Here is an 18,818-nt window from a genome sequence, read left to right on the forward strand (position 1 = left end):
CTTCAGCCGACCGTGACGACGAGGCCGCCCTCCGGGGCGGCCTCGACGCGTACCGCCTCCAGCGAGGCGACATGGGCGGTCGGCGTGTGCGCGGCGGCGCGCGGGCCGACGCCGACCACGCGCATCCCGGCGGCCTTCGCGGCCGCGATGCCGACCTCGGCGTCCTCGAACACCAGGCAGTCCTCGGGGGCGAAGCCCAGCTCCGCCGCGCCCTTCAGGAAGCCCTCCGGGTCCGGCTTGCTCGCGCTGACCCGCTCGGCGGTCACCAGCACGGGCGGGAGCGGCAGAGCCGAGGCGGTCATCCGGGTCCGGGCCAGTTCCTCGCTCGCCGACGTCACCAGGGCGTGCGGCCAGTCGGCGAGCGCGGCCAGGAACGCGGGCGCGCCCGCGACGGGCACGACGCCCTCGGTGTCCGCGGTCTCCTCGGCGAGCATCACCGCGTTGTCCGCGAGGTTCACGTCCATCGGGCGGTCCGGGAGGAGCGCCGCCATCGTGGCGTGGCCCTGCCTGCCGTGCACGACCCGCAGCACGGACTCCGGCTCCAGCCCGTTGCGCTCCGCCCACCGGCGCCAGCACCGCTCGACGACGGCGTCGCTGTTGACCAGCGTCCCGTCCATGTCCAGCAGGAGGGCGCGGGCGTGCAGGCGGACGGGCATGGTGCTCCCTTGTCAGGTGGAGTGGCCCCGCCCGCCGGTCAGGGAAGCGGGCGGGACCACTTTGTTTCCCCACGGTACAAAATACGGGCGCCATATGCCAGCCCGACCCCCGTGCAGCGGCCCTTGTTCGCCCGGTCGCCGGGCACGCGACGCCGTACGGCCGGCGGGAGTTTCCCGTCCGCAGAGGCCGTACGGGGCCGCGTGACGGCGGACGGGGCCCGCCGGGAGGCGTCCGGCAGACCCTAGGGCCGGGGGGCGACGAACTGGCAGAGGCCCCACGTGAAGTGGACGGTGAAGGCGTCGCCGCTGCGCGGGTCGGTGACGCCGACCCGGGCCCGGGACGGCGCGTCCGCGACGAGCGGCACGGCCGAGGTGAAGCCGCGCAGCACCTCCTCGACGGTGCATCCCCACGGGGGCAGCTCCGCGACAGAGGGAAGGGCTGCGAGGTCCGGCCCCGGGTTCCCCGGCTCCCGGACGAGCCACTCGTTCCAGACGGCGCCCCCGGGGGCCACGAGGATCTCGAACCGCAGCGTCGGCCACAGCGGCAGCGGCCACAGCACGGCCTTGCACGCGAGGTCGCCGACCTGCCGCCGCGCCTGGGACTCGGGGCGCCCGAGAGTGGTCAGATAGCGCATCTCCCCGCCGGGGAAGCTCCTCGAGTGCAGCCGCGCCTGCCACCGCTTGTGCGCCTCGCGCAGTTCCGTGTGCGTGGCGCCCAGCGCGCGCAGCGCGTCGTCGACCAGCTCCGGCCGGTGATCGGCCATCCGCCGGAGCAGGACGAGCTGGAAGTCGTCGACGCCGAACCGTTTCGTGGTGCTCAGAGCCCCGAGGTCTGCCGTTCCAGCGCGGCCCGGGTGTTGGGGCCGTAGACGCCGTCGTGGCTGCCGTCCGGCGCGTCGCTCACCCAGTACCAGACCTGGAAGGTCTCGACGGCGTGCTGGACCTGCTTGTCGAAGACGCCGTCGATGGCGCCGTGGTACACCCACACCTCGGCGAGCCGCCGCTGCAGGTCCTCGACGGCCGGGCCGGAGTCGCCCAGTCGCAGGGTCTGCGGGGTGGCCGCCTGGCCGGCGGGCTGCCCGGTCGGCGTGGGCGTGCCGGAGGCGGGCGCGGACGGGGTGCCGGACGGCGTGCCCGCGCTGCTCGGAATGCCGGCCGTGGGCGTCGCCGTGGTGGCGGTCGGGGTGGGGGAGGCCGGGGCCGGCGAGGAGGCCGCGGGCTGGACGGGGGTCCTGGCCCGGGCCGTCTCCTGGGTGACGGGCGCGGCGCCCTTCGCGGTGGCCGGCGCGGCGTCCGTCGGCAGCGTGACGTCGGGGACGGACGAGGACGTGAGGTCGGGCAGCGCCTGGCCGCCCGCGCCCTGCTCGTCGCTCATGACCTGGCCGGTGACGGCGACCGCGCCGGCCGCGAGTGCCGAGGCGGCGACGGCCGCGGCGGCGACGACGATGCCGCGCCTGCGCCTGCGGTGCCGTCCGCGGCGGGCGGCGGCCGCGGCGGCCGCCTCGGACCGCTCCGCGTCCAGCGCCTCCAGCGCCAGCTCGTCCTCGTCCGGGTACTCGTAGCCGTCGTACGTCTCGGCGAACAGCCCGAGGTCGGCGGAGTCGGGGGCACCGGCTTCCTGCGCGTCGTGGATCCGCCGCACGGTGCTCTCGCCGGTCTCGCTGCCCGGCTGCGGCACGTAGGGCCGCAGTCGCAGGGGGTGGAAGCCCTCGGTCGCGGCCAGCGCCGCCGCACGCTGCGCGGAGCGCTCCACGGCGCGGTGCTCGCCGTCCTCGAGGTCCTTCGGTACCACCGTGCCGAGGAGGACGGTGCCCTCGAAGGCGGTGTCAGGGCCCTGTTCGGGCTCGTGGGACGGCGCGTTCGCCTCGTCCGGGTGCTGCGGCGCCACTGGTCCCCTCCCGGCGTCGACCACGTGTTCGTCGGATCAGGGTGATTATGCCGATTCCGCATGCGGCGCGCAGCAGCACCCCCACACCGCGGGGGTGCCATCGCAGGCCAAAACGTGACAAACGGTGGAACATGGAGAGTCGATTGTCGACACCGGACCGAGCTGACCGTCGGGGGAAGGCGGGAGGAGCCGTTCCATGGCCCAGGACACCAGTGCCGCGGCCGCCCCTGCGGCGGCCGCACCCGGAGGGCACCAGGACAAGCGGTCGGTGCGCATCGCGATCAGCGCGCTCGCGATGGGCCTGCTCCTCGCCGCGCTCGACCAGACGATCGTGTCCACCGCGCTGCCCACGATCGTCGGCGACCTCGGCGGCATCGACCACCTGTCGTGGGTGGTCACCGCCTACCTGCTGGCCTCCACCGCGGCCACCCCGCTGTGGGGCAAGCTCGGCGACATGTACGGCCGGAAACGGCTCTACCAGACGGTCATCGTCATCTTCCTGATCGGCTCCGCCCTGTGCGGAGTGGCGCAGAACATGAGCGAGTTGATCGCCTTCCGCGCCCTGCAGGGCCTGGGCGGCGGCGGGTTGATCGTGCTGTCCATGGCGATCGTCGGCGACATCGTGCCGCCCCGCGACCGCGGCCGCTACCAGGGCGTGTTCGGTGCGGTGTTCGGCGCCAGCAGCGTGCTCGGGCCGCTGCTCGGCGGGGTGTTCACCGAGCAGCTGTCGTGGCGCTGGGTCTTCTACATCAACCTGCCGATCGGCGTCGTCGCGCTCGCGGTGATCGCCGCGGTGCTGCACATCCCGGCGCGGCGCACCGAGCACCGCATCGACTACCTCGGCATGATCGTCGTCGCCGCCGCGGCGACCTGCCTGGTGCTGGTCACCTCGCTCGGCGGCACCACCTTGGCGTGGGGCTCGCCCGGCATCATCGCGCTGGCCGCGGCGGGGGTGCTGCTCGTCGGCCTGTTCGTCGTGATCGAACGGCGGGCGCAGGAACCGGTGCTGCCGCCGTCGCTGTTCCGCAACCGGACGTTCGTGCTCTGCTCGGTGATCTCGTTCGTCGTCGGCTTCGCGATGTTCGGGGCGCTGACCTACCTGCCGACGTTCCTGCAGGTGGTCCACGGCTACTCGCCGACACTGTCCGGGGTGCACATGATCCCGCTGGTGATCGGCATGCTGGTGTCGTCCACCGGGTCCGGCCAGATCGTCAGCCGCACCGGCCACTACAAGATCTTCCCGATCCTCGGCACGGGCATCACCGCCGTCGGGCTGCTGCTGCTGCACCAGCTCGACGAGCACACCGCGACGTGGGTGATGAGCCTGTACTTCCTGGTGTTCGGCCTCGGCCTCGGCCTGGTCATGCAGGTGCTGGTGCTGGCCGTGCAGAACTCCGTCGGCTACCAGGACCTGGGCGCCGCCACGTCCGGCGCGACGTTCTTCCGTTCCATCGGCGCCTCCTTCGGGGTGTCGGTGTTCGGCACGGTCTTCGCCAACCAGCTGCAGCACAAGCTCACGTCGGCGCTGCGCGGGGTGCCGCTGCCACCGGGGTTCGCGCCGTCGCAGCTGCAGGGCGATCCCACGGCCGTCGCGCACCTGCCCGCGGTGATCAAGGGGCCTGTGGTGCACGCCTACTCGGAGTCGATCACCACGGTGTTCCTGTGGGCGGTGCCGATCGCGCTCGTCGCCTTCGTCGTCGCCTGGTTCCTGCGCGAGCAGCCGCTGCGGGGCACGGTCACCGTGCCCGACGCGTCCGAGACCGTCGGCACCAACCCGGTCGAGCGCTCCTCGCTGGACGAGATCGCCCGCTGCCTGTCGCTGCTGGGCAGCCGGGAGGCGCGCCGCGACCTCTACGTCCGGATCACCAAGCTGTCCGGCGAGGACATCCATCCGGCCACCGGCTGGCTGGTGCTCAAGCTCGCCCGGGACGGCGAGGACGATCCGGTGGAGCTGGCCCGCCGCACCACCGTGCCCTCCGCGGTGATCGAGAAGGCCGCGGTCGAGGCGGAGGTCCGGGGCTTCGCGAGACGGTCCGGCAACCCGCTCGCGCTCACCGAGTCCGGCCAGGCGCTCGCGCTGCGGCTGACGCAGGCCCGCCGCACGGTCCTCGCCGAACTGCTCGGCGACTACGAGCCGGCCCAGCACGCCGAACTGGCCGCGCTGCTCAACAGCCTGAGCACCGAGCTGTGCGGGGACGACTCCGACCAGCCGGAGCACCGGAAACGCAAGAGGCGCGACGGCAGCGAGGCCGAGGACCACGCCGCGGCCTGAACGGGCGCACGGCCGTGGCGGGTAGGGCTGAGCGGCCGTGACGGTCGGGCTGAGCGGGCTGAACGGTCCGAACGGACTCGAGGGGCCGAACGGACCGAGCGGGCCCGCACCTGGAGCACCTGGACGGGACACCCGTGCCGGGGGCCGGCGCCGAGGGCGCGCCCGGTCCCGGTGCCCCGCCCCGCACAGGGGTCCGGCCTCAGGACGTGCCGGTGCCGCCGCCCGGCGGGGAGAACGCGACGGGCGCGTCGAACGCGGCCCGGCGGGTCGCGCGGCGCAGGGCGCGCAGGATCGGCGGGCCCAGGGCGAACGACAGGACGGCGGTGAGCGCGGCCCGCGGCAGGTCCCAGCCCATCGAGGTGGTCAGGCAGTACGCCGCGAAGCGCGCCAGGTTGGTGGGGAGCGCGGCGTGCGGGTCGTACGCGATGGACGACGACAGGCCGCCGATGTACGGCCAGCCCTGGAGGTTCATCACCGTGCCGTAGGCCACGGCGGACACCGCCCCGTACCCTGCGAGCAGGGCGAGTTCGGCCCGCCCGCGCAGCCGGTGCGGGCCCGGCAGCAGGCCCGCGCCCATCGTCACCCAGCCCATCGCCAGCATCTGGAACGGCATCCACGGGCCGACGCCCCCGGTGAGGAGCGCGGACGCGAACATCGTCAGGGAGCCCAGCGTGAAGCCGAAGCCGGGCCCCAGCACGCGGCCGGACAGGACCATCAGGAAGAACATCGGCTCGATCCCGGCGGTCCCGGCGCCCAGGGGCCGCAGCGCCGCTCCGGCCGCCGCGAGCATCCCGAGCATCGCGACGGCCTTGGCGTCCATGCCGGTGTCGGCGATCGTCGCGATGACGACGGCCACCAGCAGGGGCAGCAGCAGCGCGAAGAGCCAGGGCGCGTCCCCGCTGTGGGCCGCCACGGCCGAGCCGTGCGCCGCCAGCAGCGGCCAGCAGAAGGCGGCCGCGCCGATCACCGAGACGAGCGCGAGCGCCGCTCCCGACCGCGCTCCGAGCCGCACCGGCCGCCCGGACCGCCCGGGCCGTTCGCCGCCGGACGCGGCCGTGGACGTGCCGGACGGGGCGGCGGCGGGCGGTTCAGCCGCGCCGCGCGGGCGCTGCCCGGACGGCGGCGCGGTGTCGCCGGTACGCGGCTCCCCTGGCGCGCAGTCCTCGGTGCGCGGCTGCTCGGGGGTCACGACGCCGGCTCCAGGGCCTGGGCGACCTGGGCGACGGTGAGCCAGGGGGCGGGGGCGAGGATCTTGGCGACCTGGGGGGCGAACGCGGGGGAGGACAGCACCACGTCCGTCGCGGGCCCGTCCGCCACCACCTCGCCGTCGGCGAGGATCACCACGCGGTGGGCGAGGTCGGCGGCCAGTTCCACGTCGTGGGTGGCCAGCACGATGGCGTGACCGGCCGCGGCCAGCTCCCGGAGGTGCGCCACCAGGCGGGACTTGGCGGCGTAGTCCAGGCCGCGGGTCGGCTCGTCGAGCAGCAGCACCGGCGGCCGCGCGGTCAGCACCACGGCGAGCGCGAGCGCGAGCCGCTGGCCCTCGGACAGGTCGCGCGGATGCGCCCCGTCCGGGACGCCGGGCAGCACCGCCGCCACGAGCGCGCGGCAGGTGCCGGGTTCGGCGCCCGCGTCCCGGTCCGCGGCCGCGCACTCCGCGGCGACGGTGTCGGCGTACAGCAGGTCGCGCGGCTCCTGCGGGACCAGGCCCACCCGCCGCACCAGGTCGGCCGGCCGCGTGCGGTGCGGGACGGCGCCGCCGGCCTCGACCGTGCCGGCGGACGGGGCGTGCAGCCCGACGAGCGTGGACAGCAGGGTGGACTTCCCGGCGCCGTTGCGGCCCATCAGGGCGACCGTCTCGCCGGCCCGCACGGTCAGGTCCACGCCGCGCAGCACCTCCGCGCGGCCCCGCCGCACCGCCAGCCGCTCGGTGCGGACCAGGGGTTCGGGCCCGGGCGCGGCGGCCGGGGCCGCCGGCGGCGCGCAGGCCGCCAGCCGGTCGCGCAGGGCGCCCGCGCGGCGTCGCGCGTCGCGCACCGAGAGCGGCAGCGGCGACCAGCCGGCGAGGCGTCCAAGGCCGACGACGGGCGGGTGCACCGGCGAGACCGCCATCATCTCGGCGGGCGTGCCGACGACCGGGGGCACACCCGGTGCGGGCAGCAGCACGACCTGGTCGGCGTACTGCACCACCCGCTCCAGGCGGTGTTCGGCCATCAGGACGGTGGTGCCGAGGTCGTGCACCAGGCGCTGCAGCACCGCCAGCACCTCCTCGGCGGCGCCGGGGTCCAGCGCGGACGTCGGCTCGTCGAGCACCAGCACCCGCGGGTGGACGGTGAGCACCGAGCCGATCGCGACCCGCTGCTGCTGCCCGCCGGACAGCGAGGCGATGGGCCGGTCGCGCAGCTCGGCCAGGCCCAGCAGATCCAGGGTCTCCTCCACCCGGCGCCGCATGGTGTCCGGGGCGACGCCCAACGACTCCATGCCGTAGGCGAGTTCGTCCTCGACGGTGTCCGTGACGAAGTGGGACAGCGGGTCCTGGCCCACCGTCCCGACGACGTCGGCGAGTTCACGCGGGCGGTGGGTGCGGGTGTCGCGGCCCGCGACGGTGACCCGGCCGTGCAGCAGTCCGCCGGTGAAGTGCGGGACGAGCCCGGACACCGCGCCGAGCAGCGTGGACTTGCCGACCCCGGACGGGCCGACGACCAGGCACAACTCGCCCTCGGGGATGTCGAGCCCGACGCCGCTGAGCGCGGGCTCCGCGGCGCCCTCGTAGGTCACCGTGACGTCGTCGAAGCGGATCACCGTGCGGCCTCCTTCGCGGGTCCGGCGGCCGCGGCCGGGGCGGGCGCCGGTGCCGGGGCGACGAACGCCGGGAGCAGGCCGAGGAGCAGGCCGGCGGCCGGCAGCAGCGGAAGGGCGGGGGCGGTCAGCGGGTAGGCCGGCGGGTCGAGCGCGGCCGGGTCGTAACCGGTGGCGGCGATCATCAGCGCGGCGACGGCCGCGCCCGATCCGGCGACCAGCCAGGCGCGGACGCCCCAGCGGTCCGGGCGGTAGCGGGTGCGCACCGAGCGGCGCCCGCCGAGCCGCAGCCCCGCGACCGCGGCGCCGAGACCGATCAGCAGCACGGGCAGGCCGTAGCGGCCGCCACTCGCGGACAGCAGCGCGTAGGTGCCGGCGCACACGCCGAGCAGGCCGCCGAGGGTGAGGGCGGCGGTGGCGCGCCGGACACCGGCGGGCACCTGTGCGGTGCGGCCGTAGCCGCGGGAGTCCATCGCCGCCGCCAGCGCCACCGAGCGCTCCAATGCGCCTTCCAGCACCGGCAGTCCGACCTGCAGCAGGGCCCGCACGCCGCGGTCCTCGCGGCCCCTGAGCCGGCGGGCGGCGCGCAACCGGGCCACGTCCGCGACGAGATGAGGTGCGAACGTCATCGCGACGACGACGGCGACGCCCGCCTCGTACAGCGCGCCGGGCAGCGACTTGAGCAGGCGCGCGGGGTTGGCAAGGGCGTTGGCCGCACCGACGCAGACCAGCAGCGTCGCCAGCTTCATCCCGTCGCGCAGCGCGAACACCACGCCCTCCGCGGTGACCCGGCCGCCGACGCGGACGCCCTGCGCCCAGTGCGGCAGCGGCACTTCGGGCAGCGTCACCAGCACGTGCGTGCCGGGGATCGGCGAGCCGAGCAGCACCGCGAACACGAGGCGGATGACCAGCACGACCAGTCCGAGCCGCAGGAACGCGCCGTACGAGCGGGCCCACGGCGCGTCGGTGCGGCGCGCCGCCACCACGTAGCCGGCGACGGCCACGACGAGGGCGAGCAGCAGGACGTTCGTGGTCCGCGAGGCCGCGGTGGCCATCCCGAGCGCCCACACCCACCACGCCCCGGCGTGCAGCGCGTTCGCCCGCCCGGCCCGCGGCGCCCGCAGCCTCCCGCGAAGCGGCTGCCGCCGCGGCGCCTCCTCTTGTGCGGCGGAATCCCGGGCGGCGCCCTGCGGGCGGGCCCGGACGACGTTCGGGTCGTGCGCGCCCCGGTCCACGGAGCCGCGCGGCCCCGCGACGGCGTCCCGCGGACGGGGCCGCGAGAGCGCGGAGTCGGGGGTGCCCGTGCCCTCGGCCTCGACGGCGTGCCCCGGGAGGGGATCCGGCGCGGCAGGATCCGGCGTCGCGCCGGAGGTCACGGCGCGGGAGTCGGCGTCCTCGTCCGTCCGGGGGTGGGTGCCGGGGGCGGCGGGGTCCGGGGTCATGGCTGCGGGGAGCGGGGGTGGCGGCGCCGGCGGGTCTGCCAGACGGCGGCGCCGGCGAGGGCGGCGACCGCGGCGGCGCCCGCGTACAGGCCGACGGAGGGGCCGCCGTCGTGGTGCGGGGCGGCGGAGGACGCGGCGGGGGCCGGGCCCGAGGCCACGGCCTCGCCGCAACCGGCGCGCGGATAGCCGGAGATGGCGCAGAGGATGCCGGCGGAGTCGTACCGCAGGGGCCGGGCCACGGCGGCGAGCGCGTCGGCGGACGACGCGTCGGAAGGGACGCGGGCGCAGGCCGTGCGGGGAGCCGGCGGGGTCTCGCCGCCGGACGCGTCGGCGGGGGTGCCCGGGTCCATGACCAGGGCCACCCGCTTGCTGCCCTTCACGGCCGGCGTGCCCGCGCAGATCGTCGCGAAGTCGGCCGCGCCACGCGGCTGCACGGCCTTGGCGGCCGCGTCGCGGCTGACCGCGAAGCGCCAGCCCTCGACGGTGCCGTCGGCAGGCACGTGCATGGCGGGACCGGTCTGCGCGTACGTCCACGCGCCGCCGGAGCGCAGCCAGTACGACCAGTAGCGGTACCCGGTGGCCTGCGCGGGCGCCGCCGCGGCGAGCAGCACGGCCACCGCGGCGGCCAGCGCCGCCGCGGTCGCCGCGACCGTGCCCGGCCGCCGCATCAGACCTGCCGCCGCTTGCGGGTGCTGAGCAGGATGCCGAAGCCGACGCTGGCCACGAAGATCACGGCGACGATGAGCCAGGTGCCCACGCTTCCGCTGCCGCCGTCCTTCTTCTTGTGCTCGGGCGACGCCGACGGCGAGGGGGTGGCCGACGCCGAGGCGGCGGCGGGCGCGGGACCGAGGTTGGTCAGCTGCGTGACCAGGTCGGCGCCGCCCGCGTGGCGCGGGTCGCCGCCGGTGGCGTGCGCGGCGAGGACCAGCTGCGCGAGGGCGGCCGGGTTGCCGTGCGCCCAGGCGCCGGCGTTGGCCGCCAGCCACGCGTACGCCGCCTTCGCCGCGGTCTGCTGGCCGCCGGCCGCGAGGGCCACGACCGCGTCGGCGGTGGTGCCGTAGTCGGGGGTGGGCTTGTCGGCGCCGGGGGTGACCGCGGTCAAGTGCTGACCACCCGCGCTGAGTTGACCGGCCAGCCAGGCCGCGCCGGCCAGGCCGGACGCCTTCGGGGCCAGCGAGGCGTACGGGTCCGCCGAGCCCGTGCAGCCGGGCGCGGTGGAGGCGGAGTCCGCGGCCTGCGGCGCCACGACGAAGCCCGCGCCCTGCGACGCGCGCACCGCGTCGGTCGTCGCCTTGGCGTTGACGGCCTTCTTGCCGTTCATCGGATACGTGAACGCGCCCCGGTCCGCGGGCTTCCCGGCGCAGCCGGACTGGAAGCCGCGCAGCGCGTCGTACGGGGTCCGGCCGCTGCCCGCGCGCACGCTCTCCGGCGCGGTGCCGGTCGCGGCGAACGCGCCGAGGACGACGGCCGTGGAGTCCGGGTCGGACGCGGCGCCGGGGTTGTACGACCAGCCGCCGTCGGCGTTCTGCACGGTCTTCAGCCACGCGGTGGCCTTGCCGACCTCGGCCTGGTGCCCGCCGAGCGCGGCCAGCGCCTGGACGGCGATGCCGGTCGCGTTGGTGTCCTCCGCCTTGGGGGCGCACGGGGTCGTGGTGCTCGCCCGGAACGACGGGAAGCCGCCGTCCGCGCACTGCTGGCCCGTCAGCCAGGAGACCGCGGCCGCGCCCGGGGTGACGCCCTCCGTGTGCAGCGCGAGCAGCGCGTAGGACTGCCGCCACACGCCGTCGTACGTCGGGTCGCCCGAGCCGTACAGGCCGGCCGGGGGCGCGGCAGCGAGCGCCGCGGGCGCCGTCAGTGCGGTGAGGGCGGTGGCGGCGGCCAGGACGGTCGCGGCGCGGCGGCGCAGGGGCATGAGGGTGGGGGCCTTTCCGGGGATGGGGAAGGCCTCACCTTAACGTGCGGGCCGCCGCGCCCATCAGGGGCGGGGCGCCCTGGGACCGCCCGAGCCGACCTTGATGACCTGCAGGAAGCGGGCCAGGTCCTTGCGGGTTGTCGTCAATATCACGGTCGGGTCGTCACTTTCCCGCAGCAGGACCGCGCCCCCGCTTGTGGTCAGCTCGACGCACTCGCCCTGCTCCTGCGAGTACGTGGACTTCTGCCAAATCAGGGGCGCGGTCATGGCCAGTGCCTTTCAGAGGTCTCGGGAGATGCTGTGGATGAAGTCGCGCGAGCGTGGGCGGTCCAGGGCCACCGCGTCGAGGGTGTCGTAGAGCACGCGGTAGTTGGCCAGGTGCGGGGCCGCGTGCAGGAAGCTGATCCCGTGCGCGGAGTCGATCTGCACCGTGTCGAGTGCCAGGACGGCGCCGCTGGCGTAGAGCATCGCGTGCCCGGACCCTATGTGGCCGTCGGCGGCGAACGGGATGACGCGCACGCTGATGTGGGGCAGGTGGCTCAGTTCCTGGATGTGCTCCAGCTGGGCCCGGGCGACCTTGCCGCCGCCGAACCGCATGCGCAGCGCCGCCTCGTGGACGAGCGCCTCGTACGGCGGCGCGGCGTCGCGGTAGAGCACGCCCGAGCGTTCCAGGCGGTGCGCGACCCGGGCCTCCAGTTCGTTCTCCGGCAGCGGCGGGATGGCGTAGCCGAAGACGGTCCTGGTGTAGTCCTCGGTCTGGAAGACGCCCGGGATGTGGGTGATCTGTATCGTCCGCAGGTGGACGGCCTGGTGCTCCAGCTCGGCGACGTCCAGCAGGGCGGCCGGCACCACACCCCGGTACGTCTCCCACCAGCCCTTGCGGCCCTGCCCGTTGGCCATCGCGACGAGCGCGTCGATGAGCGCGGTGTCCCCGCACTCGTAGAACGAGGCGAGGCGCCGTAACCGCTCCTCGCTGACGCCCAGCCGGCCCGCCTCGATGTGGCTCACCTTCGCCGGGTCGGTGCCGAGCAGCCGCGCGGTGTCACGGGCGGTGATACCGGCGGCCTCCCGCATTTTCCGCAGCTCCGCACCGAGGCGCTCCTGGCGGGCGGTTGCGGTGCTTCTGAGCGGCATGGTGTCCCTTCTTGATGCTGTTCCGAGTGTGCCGTTCCGCATCCACGGGGTCCAGATCGTTTCTGGAAATTTCGGAGACAAGGTTGCAGTGGTGCACTATTGCCCCATAACGGATTCCCGCTCGTGCGTTATGACACAGTCAACTCCCTTGCACAGTAAGGGTGTTGGCCGGGTCCACCTGGTTCCGGCGCACGGCGTGCGAGGTGGGGCGCACGGAGGCGCATGAGCGCTGCCGTGAAGGATGGTGCGGCCGAATGTGATCACTTGGCGCGCGGGGCCGGCGCTCCGGGCGGGGGTGTGCCGCGCTCCGGACGGCGCTCGAGCGGCCCTCCAGGCACTCCGGAGCGGGGCTCCGGACGCGCCTCGCCGGCCCGGGGCGGCCTCGACCGGTTGCACGCTCGGTGTCGGTCGGTGTCGGTCGGTGCGCCGGCCGGGCGTCAGGCGGGCGTCGGCTGGTCGAGCAGCCGGCACGCCGTGCGGATGTCCTCGGTGACCTGGTCGACGGTCGCCCGTCCCGACAGCCAGGTGACCAGCGCCGCGTGCCAGGTGTGCTCGATGACCCGGACCGCCGACGTGCGCCCGGCGCCTGCGGTCCCGCCGGCCGCGTCGGGCCCCATCGCGTCGAGGATGATCGTGGTCGTCAGCCGCGAGACCGCGTCGACCTGGCCGCTCACCGAGCGGTCGGCGAAGATCATCGCGCGGACCATGGCGTCGGCCAGCAGGGGTTCGCGCTGCAGTGCCCGGTAGGCCCGCAGGAGCGTCTCCGCCACCCGCTCCGAGGGCGCGGTCGCGGCGGGCGGGCGCTTGCGCAGCGCCGCGTGCAACTGCTGGAGCTGGTCGTCCATGGTGGCCACCAGCAGGTGGATCTTGGACGGGAAGTAGCGGTACAGGGTGCCCAGCGCCACCCCCGAGGACTCGGCGACCTCGCGCATCTGCACGGCGTCGAAGCCGCCGCCGCAGGCCAGCCGGGTGCTGGCGTCCAGGATGCCCCGCCGCCTGGCCTCCTGCCGCTCGGTCAGCGGAAGAGGGGACGGCCGGGGGTCGGTGCTCATGTGTCCCATCGCGTGCCGTCCGTCCACCGTTCCTCGCCGTCCACCGGGTGTGCGTGCCGCGGCCGGCCGCCGCGCGCCCCCGGGCCCGTCCTGCGTGCATGATGGCAGGCGGGTGCCGTGGTGCGAATCACCCGGGACGCGAGGTCCGGGAGGGGTGCGTGCGGGTAGATTCGCGTTCTGTACCCTCAAGTCTGAAACTTGTTCTAGATTAGCGCGACCGGTTACGCTCCGGCTCAATCGCAGGGAGAAGGGGGCCGGAGTGACGCCTCAGGCCAGGCCGCTACGGATCGCGCTGCTCAGTTACAAGGGCAACCCCTTCTGCGGCGGCCAGGGCGTCTACGTCCGGCACCTGTCCCGTGAACTGGCCGCGCTCGGCCACAGCGTCGAGGTGATCGGCGCGCAGCCGTACCCCGTGCTGGACTCCCTCGGCGAGGGCGTCACCCTCACCGAACTGCCGAGCCTGGACCTGTACCGGCAGCCCGACCCCTTCCGCACGCCGCGCCGCGAGGAGTTCCGCGACTGGGTCGACGCGCTGGAGGTCGGCACGATGTGGACCGGCGGGTTCCCCGAGCCGCTCACGTTCAGCCTGCGGGCCCGGCGCCATCTGGCGGCCCGCCGCAGTGACTTCGACGTCGTCCACGACAACCAGACCCTCGGCTACGGCCTGCTGGGCCTGGGCCTGCCGCTGGTCACCACCATCCACCATCCGATCACCGTGGACCGCCGGCTGGAGCTCGCGGCCGCGCAGGACTGGCGCCGGCGGCTGTCCGTCCGCCGCTGGTACGCGTTCACCCGCATGCAGAAGCGGGTCGCGCGGCGGCTGCCGTCCGTCCTCACCGTCTCCGGCTCCTCCAAGGCCGAGATCGCCGAGGACCTCGGAGTGCGGCCCGGGCGCATCCACACCGTGCCCATCGGCGCCGACACCCGGCTGTTCTCGCCCGACGCCTCGGTGCCCGAGGTGCCCGGACGCATCGTCACCACCTCCAGCGCCGACGTCCCGCTCAAGGGCCTGGTGTTCCTCGTCGAGGCGCTGGCCAAGGTCCGGACCCAGCACCCGGCCGCGCACCTGGTGGTCGTCGGCAAGCGGCCGGAGAGCGGGCCGGTGGCCGAGGCGATCGAGGACTTCGGACTCGCGGACGCCGTCGACTTCGTCAAGGGCATCAGCGACGCGGAACTCGTCGACCTGATCCGCAGCGCCGAAGTGGCCTGCGTGCCCTCGCTGTACGAGGGCTTCTCGCTGCCCGCCGCCGAGGCGATGGCCACCGGCACGGCGCTGGTGGCCACCACCGGCGGGGCCGTCCCCGAGGTCGCCGGCCCCGACGGCGAGACCTGCCTGGCCGTGCCGCCCGGCGACGCGGGCGCGCTCGCCGCCGCCCTGGACCGCGCCCTCGCCGACCCCGGCCTGCGCCGCCGGCTCGGCGCCGCGGGCCGCACCCGCGTCCTGGACCGCTTCACCTGGACCCGCGCCGCCGTCGCGACCGCCGACCTGTACCGCGAGGCGATCGCCGCGCAGGGCGCCGTGACGGGCGGCCTCGGCACCGGCACCAGCGCCGGGCCCGGGGAGCCGCGGGTCCGCCCGGCCCCCCGGCCGCTCGCCGCCGCCGCGGCGGCCGCCGCCTTCGACACCACCCGCACGTCCCGCCCCGACGCGACCGCGCACGGGGCCGCCCAGATCGTCAACGCACCCGGCACGGAGAGCCGTTCATGCTGACCGTGGATTTCACCCGCTTCCCGATCGCCGCCGGCGACCGTGTCCTCGACCTCGGGTGCGGCGGAGGACGGCACGCCTTCGAGTGCTACCGCCGCGGCGCCCGCGTCGTCGCCCTGGACCGCAACGGCGACGAGATCCGCGAGGTCGCCAAGTGGTTCGCGGCGATGAAGGAGGCCGGCGAGGCGCCCGCGGGCGCCAGCGCCGTCGCCATGGAGGGCGACGCCCTCCACCTGCCGTTCCCCGACGCGAGTTTCGACGTCGTCATCATCTCCGAGGTGATGGAGCACATCCCCGACGACAAGGGCGTGCTCGCCGAGATGGTCCGGGTGCTGCGGCCCGGCGGCCGGATCGCGGTGACCGTGCCGCGCTACGGCCCGGAGAAGGTGTGCTGGGCGCTGTCCGACGCGTACCACGAGGTCGAGGGTGGCCACATCCGCATCTACAAGGCCGAGGAACTCCTCGGCCGGATGCGCGAGGCGGGCCTCAAGCCGTACGGCACGCACCACGCGCACGGCCTGCACGCGCCCTACTGGTGGATCAAGTGCGCGGTCGGCGTGGACAACGACGGCGCGCTGCCGGTGAAGCTCTACCACAAGCTGCTGGTCTGGGACATCGTCAAGAAGCCGCTGGCCACCCGCCTCGCCGAGCAGGCGCTCAACCCGCTGATCGGCAAGAGCTTCGTGGCCTACGCCACCAAGCCGCACCTGCCGCACCTGCCGGACGACCTGACCGACGGCACCGGGCCGACCGCGGACGCCGCCGCGTGACCTCACCCGGCCGCGAGCAGGGCAGCACCGAGCGCCTCGCGCTGCCCGGCGTGCTCACCGCCGAGCAGGCCGCCGCCACGGCGGCGGGCATCGCCGCGATCCAGCGTGCCGACGGAGCCATCCCCTGGTTCCGCGGCCACCACCTCGACCCGTGGGACCACGTCGAGTCCGCGATGGCCCTGGACGTCGCGGGCGAACACGAGCGCGCGGACGCCGCGTACACCTGGCTGGCCCGCCACCAGAACGCCGACGGATCCTGGTATGCCGCCTACCAGGACGGCGACGCGCAGCGCCCCACCGACCTGGCCCGCGAGTCCAACTTCTGCGCGTACGTGGCGGTCGGCGTCTGGCACCACTACCTGTCCACCGGTGACGACGCGTTCATCGAGCGCATGTGGAACTGCGTCCACGCGGCCGTGGAGTTCGTCCTCGCGCTGCAGCAGCCCGGCGGCCAGATCGGCTGGAAGCGGGAGGCGGACGGCCGGCCGGTCGCCGACGCGCTGCTGACCGGCAGTTCCTCGGTGCACCAGGCGCTGCGCTGCGCGCTGGCCATCGCCGAGCACCGCGAGGAGCCGCAGCCGGACTGGGAGCTGGCGACCGGCGCGCTGGGCCACGCGATCCGCCGGCACCCCGAGCGGTTCCTCGACAAGAGCCGCTACTCGATGGACTGGTACTACCCGGTGCTGTCCGGGACGCTCCGCGGACCGCGGGCCGACGCGCGCATCGCGGAGGGCTGGGACCGCTTCGTGGTCCCGAACCTGGGCGTGCGCTGCGTGGTGCCCAACCCGTGGGTCACCGGCGGCGAGAGCGCGGAACTCGCGCTGGCGCTGTGGGCGGTGGGCCAGTCCGACCGGGCGGTGCGCATCCTGGCCGACATCCAGCACCTGCGGGCCGACGACGGCCTGTACTGGACCGGGTACGTCTTCGAGGACGACGCGTTCTGGCCGGTGGAGCGCACCGCGTGGACGGCGGGAGCACTGCTGTTGGCGGTGGCCGCGCTCGGGGGGGACGAGGCGACCACCGCCGTCTTCGGGGCCGAGCGGCTGCCGGCCGGACTGGCGCCGGGCTGCTGCGGCAAGCGGCCCGCGGGCTGAACCGGGAACCTGCCCGCGCCGCCGACCGCCGGGATCAGGCGTTGATCCGGCGGGCAATCAGGTGGGCGAGCCCGGCGTAGACCAGCGCGGGCAGGCCGTAGTTGAGGACGGTCCGCCACTTGGCGTTGTCCGGTGTGAACAGGTCCCTCGACCACGTCGCCAGCCAGTTGGCCGCATGGTGCACCCAGTTGACGAGGTCGTTCGCCCGATTGGCATCCAGCAGGAAGAACAGGATCCACAGGATCAGGATGAATGCAGCGATGTCTGCGGCGATGAGGATGATCGCCGCGGCGGGGTTGCCGCCATACCGTCTGGCCATGACAACCGCATTGCCCCGTTAGGGTGGTTGAAACTTCCTTGACCGCGGAGAGCGGCCGGCGCCGGCCACTGCGCGCCGAACGCACGGGAGAACGACCGCATATGGCACCACTGGACCACGAACGGTACTGCGCCGCCGTCATCGCCGAGACCACCGCGCTGCGGGAGGCGCTGCACGGCGCCGACCTCGCCCGGCAGGTTCCGACCTGCCCGGACTGGACGCTGCACGAGCTCGCCGCGCACGTCGGCCAGGCGCACCGGTGGGCCGACGCCATGGTGCGCGCCCGCGCGTCCGACGAGCTGCCCGACGACGCCGCACACGTCCCCGGCTACGAGCCGGGTCCCGGCGCCGCCGCGCTGGACACCTGGCTCGCCGACGGTGCCGCGGCTCTCGCGGCGGCCCTGCGCGCCGCCGGGCCGGAGGCGCCGGTGTGGACCTGGGCCGGCCCGCACCGCGCCGGGTTCTGGGCGCGGCGGATGGCCGTCGAGACGCTGGTGCACCGCGCGGACGCGGCCCTCACGGCCGGCCGCCCCTACGTGACCGACGGGGACCTGGCGGCCGACGGGATCGACGAGTGGCTGGGCCTGCTCAGCGACCCCGAGCAGGCCGCGAAGGACCCGGACCTGGCCGGACTGCTCGGCGTCGGCCGGACGCTGCACCTGCACGCCACCGACGTGCCGGGTGCCGAATGGCTCGTCACCGGCGGACCCGGGCACGTCGAGGTGCGCCGCGAGCACACCAAGGCCGACGTCGCGGTGCGCGGCACGCTCACCGACCTGCTGCTGGTCATGCAGCGCCGCCTGCCCGCGGACAGCGACCGCCTGGCGCTGTTCGGCGACCGGACGCTCTTCGACCACTGGCTCGATCGCACGCGCTGGGGCTGACCGGCCGCGACGGATCCGGCCGGGACCGGACCCCGCCACCGGCCGGCGCTCCCACCTGCGGTGATCCCTCCGAATGGCGGGACTGGGCCGCCCGGGTGATTCTTGTGGATGCGTGCGGGGGGCATGCGTGCCTCGTGCACGCATCCCGCCCCGCGCGACGTCGCGCAGCCGTGCACGCGTGACAGCCGCACGCACGACGGCCACACGCGTGGCGGCCAGGCGTTCCTCATGCGAACCGGAGGTGCGATGTGACCACCGGAATCCCGATCCGCAGGGCCTTCGTCGTCCTGCTGCTCTCGGTCGCGCTGCTGCTGGTGCCCGTGGGCGCCGGGCACGCCGCGGCCGCACCGGGCGCGAGCTCGCCGAGCCCCAGCCCGACCAGCACGGCCGAGAAGCAGAAACTCGCCAAGACCCGGTTCGTCGCCAACGCGGGCCTGGCGGCGGGTGCCACCTACCAGTGGATCGTCAAACCCGCCAAGGCCGGGAAGTTCAAGAAGGGCGCCGGCGGGCGCAAGCTGACCTTCGTCAAGGCCGGCCTCGCGGGCGCGTTCGCCTACAACCGGCTCAAGGCGGCCTCGGTGAACGCCAAGGGCGACCCCACGCTGAGCAGGTTCATGGCGCCGCTCACCGCCGGCATCGCCTCGCTCAAGGCCCTGCCGGGCAAGCTGCGCAACGGCGACAACGTCGACGCGACGGTGAACAGTTACGACGACGTGATCAACAAGGTCAAGGAGGCCGGCAAGAACGCCGGCGCCGACGTCACCGACAAGGTGCCGTCGCTGTCCGACCTGAAGTCCGGTGCGAACGGCACCGGTTGACCGTCGGCCTGATCGTTTGGCCTGATCGTCGGCCGAACGGCGGTGCGTCGGGCGCGCGAACGGCGAACGG

Annotated in this window: 18 protein-coding genes; 6 read left to right on the top strand and 12 right to left on the bottom strand. The window is 75.0% G+C overall.

Annotation, left to right across the window (positions count from 1 at the left end; translation table 11 throughout):
- Window positions 1–2: 2 nt before the first annotated feature.
- The 3 genes from BMW99_RS04450 to BMW99_RS04460 all read right to left on the bottom strand — a co-directional run bounded on the left by BMW99_RS04450 (window position 3) and on the right by BMW99_RS04460 (window position 2,544).
- A complete protein-coding gene (locus BMW99_RS04450; RefSeq protein WP_069463819.1) occupies window positions 3–656 on the bottom strand; it encodes an HAD-IA family hydrolase in 654 nt (217 codons plus the stop codon).
- A gap of 242 nt (window positions 657–898) precedes the next feature.
- Window positions 899–1,420, bottom strand: coding sequence for a hypothetical protein (locus BMW99_RS04455; RefSeq protein WP_069463818.1), 522 nt, complete (start codon window positions 1,418–1,420; stop codon window positions 899–901).
- A 53-nt stretch (window positions 1,421–1,473) separates the two neighbouring features.
- On the bottom strand, window positions 1,474–2,544 hold the full coding sequence (locus BMW99_RS04460; protein ID WP_075016256.1) for a peptidoglycan-binding domain-containing protein: 1,071 nt from the start codon (window positions 2,542–2,544) through the stop codon (window positions 1,474–1,476).
- A gap of 196 nt (window positions 2,545–2,740) precedes the next feature.
- Here BMW99_RS04460 and BMW99_RS04465 point away from each other — a divergent pair, with 196 nt between their 5' ends.
- Window positions 2,741–4,816, top strand: coding sequence for an MDR family MFS transporter (locus BMW99_RS04465; protein WP_069466892.1), 2,076 nt, complete (start codon window positions 2,741–2,743; stop codon window positions 4,814–4,816).
- 199 nt (window positions 4,817–5,015) lie between these two features.
- On the opposite strand, the gene BMW99_RS04470 is transcribed toward BMW99_RS04465, so the two are convergent.
- The 8 genes from BMW99_RS04470 to BMW99_RS04505 form a co-directional block, all read right to left on the bottom strand.
- The gene (locus tag BMW99_RS04470; RefSeq protein WP_075016278.1) at window positions 5,016–5,828 is read right to left on the bottom strand and encodes an ECF transporter S component; all 813 of its coding nucleotides are present in this window, start codon (window positions 5,826–5,828) and stop codon (window positions 5,016–5,018) included.
- Window positions 5,829–6,001: 173 nt separating this feature from the next.
- Window positions 6,002–7,618, bottom strand: a complete 1,617-nt coding sequence (locus BMW99_RS04475; RefSeq protein WP_075016257.1) for an ABC transporter ATP-binding protein — start codon at window positions 7,616–7,618, stop codon at window positions 6,002–6,004.
- Entirely contained in the window at window positions 7,615–8,739 is a 1,125-nt protein-coding gene (locus tag BMW99_RS04480; protein WP_075016279.1) for a CbiQ family ECF transporter T component, read from the bottom strand. The genes BMW99_RS04475 and BMW99_RS04480 overlap by 4 nt, the downstream gene beginning before the upstream one ends.
- Before the next feature lie 314 nt (window positions 8,740–9,053).
- Window positions 9,054–9,725: an SCO2322 family protein gene (locus BMW99_RS04485; RefSeq protein WP_075016258.1), complete on the bottom strand. Its 672-nt coding sequence runs from the start codon at window positions 9,723–9,725 to the stop codon at window positions 9,054–9,056.
- Window positions 9,725–10,969 (bottom strand): prenyltransferase/squalene oxidase repeat-containing protein, encoded by a 1,245-nt coding sequence (locus BMW99_RS04490; protein ID WP_075016259.1) that lies wholly within the window; start codon window positions 10,967–10,969, stop codon window positions 9,725–9,727. The genes BMW99_RS04485 and BMW99_RS04490 overlap by 1 nt, the downstream gene beginning before the upstream one ends.
- A 63-nt stretch (window positions 10,970–11,032) precedes the next feature.
- A complete protein-coding gene (locus BMW99_RS04495; RefSeq protein WP_069464296.1) occupies window positions 11,033–11,236 on the bottom strand; it encodes a DUF397 domain-containing protein in 204 nt (67 codons plus the stop codon).
- A 12-nt stretch (window positions 11,237–11,248) separates the two neighbouring features.
- Window positions 11,249–12,103: a helix-turn-helix domain-containing protein gene (locus tag BMW99_RS04500; protein ID WP_069464297.1), complete on the bottom strand. Its 855-nt coding sequence runs from the start codon at window positions 12,101–12,103 to the stop codon at window positions 11,249–11,251.
- A 437-nt stretch (window positions 12,104–12,540) separates the two neighbouring features.
- Window positions 12,541–13,155: a TetR family transcriptional regulator gene (locus BMW99_RS04505; RefSeq protein WP_107451600.1), complete on the bottom strand. Its 615-nt coding sequence runs from the start codon at window positions 13,153–13,155 to the stop codon at window positions 12,541–12,543.
- Between the two features lie 259 nt (window positions 13,156–13,414).
- On the opposite strand from BMW99_RS04505, the gene BMW99_RS04510 reads away from it, so the two are divergent.
- From BMW99_RS04510 to BMW99_RS04520, 3 genes are read left to right on the top strand one after another with little or no spacing between them, the layout of a single operon-like run.
- Window positions 13,415–14,866: a glycosyltransferase family 4 protein gene (locus tag BMW99_RS04510; RefSeq protein ID WP_079138530.1), complete on the top strand. Its 1,452-nt coding sequence runs from the start codon at window positions 13,415–13,417 to the stop codon at window positions 14,864–14,866.
- Window positions 14,860–15,633 (top strand): class I SAM-dependent methyltransferase, encoded by a 774-nt coding sequence (locus BMW99_RS04515; protein ID WP_069464298.1) that lies wholly within the window; start codon window positions 14,860–14,862, stop codon window positions 15,631–15,633. Before BMW99_RS04510 ends, BMW99_RS04515 begins: the two co-directional genes overlap by 7 nt.
- Window positions 15,630–16,727 carry a prenyltransferase gene (locus BMW99_RS04520; RefSeq protein WP_069464299.1) on the top strand — a complete coding sequence of 366 codons (1,098 nt, stop codon included), beginning with the start codon at window positions 15,630–15,632 and terminating at the stop codon, window positions 16,725–16,727. Before BMW99_RS04515 ends, BMW99_RS04520 begins: the two co-directional genes overlap by 4 nt.
- A 34-nt stretch (window positions 16,728–16,761) precedes the next feature.
- On the opposite strand, the gene BMW99_RS04525 is transcribed toward BMW99_RS04520, so the two are convergent.
- On the bottom strand, window positions 16,762–17,046 hold the full coding sequence (locus BMW99_RS04525) for a hypothetical protein (RefSeq protein WP_069464300.1): 285 nt from the start codon (window positions 17,044–17,046) through the stop codon (window positions 16,762–16,764).
- Between the two features lie 101 nt (window positions 17,047–17,147).
- On the opposite strand from BMW99_RS04525, the gene BMW99_RS04530 reads away from it, so the two are divergent.
- Both BMW99_RS04530 and BMW99_RS04535 read left to right on the top strand, forming a co-directional pair.
- The gene (locus BMW99_RS04530) at window positions 17,148–17,930 is read left to right on the top strand and encodes a maleylpyruvate isomerase family mycothiol-dependent enzyme (protein ID WP_069464301.1); all 783 of its coding nucleotides are present in this window, start codon (window positions 17,148–17,150) and stop codon (window positions 17,928–17,930) included.
- Between the two features lie 248 nt (window positions 17,931–18,178).
- Window positions 18,179–18,748: a hypothetical protein gene (locus BMW99_RS04535; RefSeq protein ID WP_069464302.1), complete on the top strand. Its 570-nt coding sequence runs from the start codon at window positions 18,179–18,181 to the stop codon at window positions 18,746–18,748.
- Window positions 18,749–18,818: the final 70 nt, after the last annotated feature.

Origin of the sequence: Actinacidiphila rubida (assembly GCF_900110255.1) — a bacterium.
GTDB lineage: Bacteria > Actinomycetota > Actinomycetes > Streptomycetales > Streptomycetaceae > Actinacidiphila > Actinacidiphila rubida.

Excerpts from the sequence above, each read along its gene's own strand:
- BMW99_RS04465 (WP_069466892.1), top strand. The coding sequence starts at position 2,741 with ATGGCCCAGGACACCAGTGCCGCGGCCGCCCCTGCGGCGGCCGCACCC.
- BMW99_RS04490 (WP_075016259.1), bottom strand. The coding sequence starts at position 10,969 with ATGCCCCTGCGCCGCCGCGCCGCGACCGTCCTGGCCGCCGCCACCGCC.
- BMW99_RS04485 (WP_075016258.1), bottom strand. The coding sequence starts at position 9,725 with ATGCGGCGGCCGGGCACGGTCGCGGCGACCGCGGCGGCGCTGGCCGCC.
- BMW99_RS04505 (WP_107451600.1), bottom strand. The coding sequence starts at position 13,155 with ATGAGCACCGACCCCCGGCCGTCCCCTCTTCCGCTGACCGAGCGGCAG.
- BMW99_RS04500 (WP_069464297.1), bottom strand. The coding sequence starts at position 12,103 with ATGCCGCTCAGAAGCACCGCAACCGCCCGCCAGGAGCGCCTCGGTGCG.
- BMW99_RS04530 (WP_069464301.1), top strand. The coding sequence starts at position 17,148 with ATGGCACCACTGGACCACGAACGGTACTGCGCCGCCGTCATCGCCGAG.
- BMW99_RS04525 (WP_069464300.1), bottom strand. The coding sequence starts at position 17,046 with ATGGCCAGACGGTATGGCGGCAACCCCGCCGCGGCGATCATCCTCATC.
- BMW99_RS04495 (WP_069464296.1), bottom strand. The coding sequence starts at position 11,236 with ATGACCGCGCCCCTGATTTGGCAGAAGTCCACGTACTCGCAGGAGCAG.
- BMW99_RS04450 (WP_069463819.1), bottom strand. The coding sequence starts at position 656 with ATGCCCGTCCGCCTGCACGCCCGCGCCCTCCTGCTGGACATGGACGGG.
- BMW99_RS04515 (WP_069464298.1), top strand. The coding sequence starts at position 14,860 with ATGCTGACCGTGGATTTCACCCGCTTCCCGATCGCCGCCGGCGACCGT.
- BMW99_RS04455 (WP_069463818.1), bottom strand. The coding sequence starts at position 1,420 with ATGGCCGATCACCGGCCGGAGCTGGTCGACGACGCGCTGCGCGCGCTG.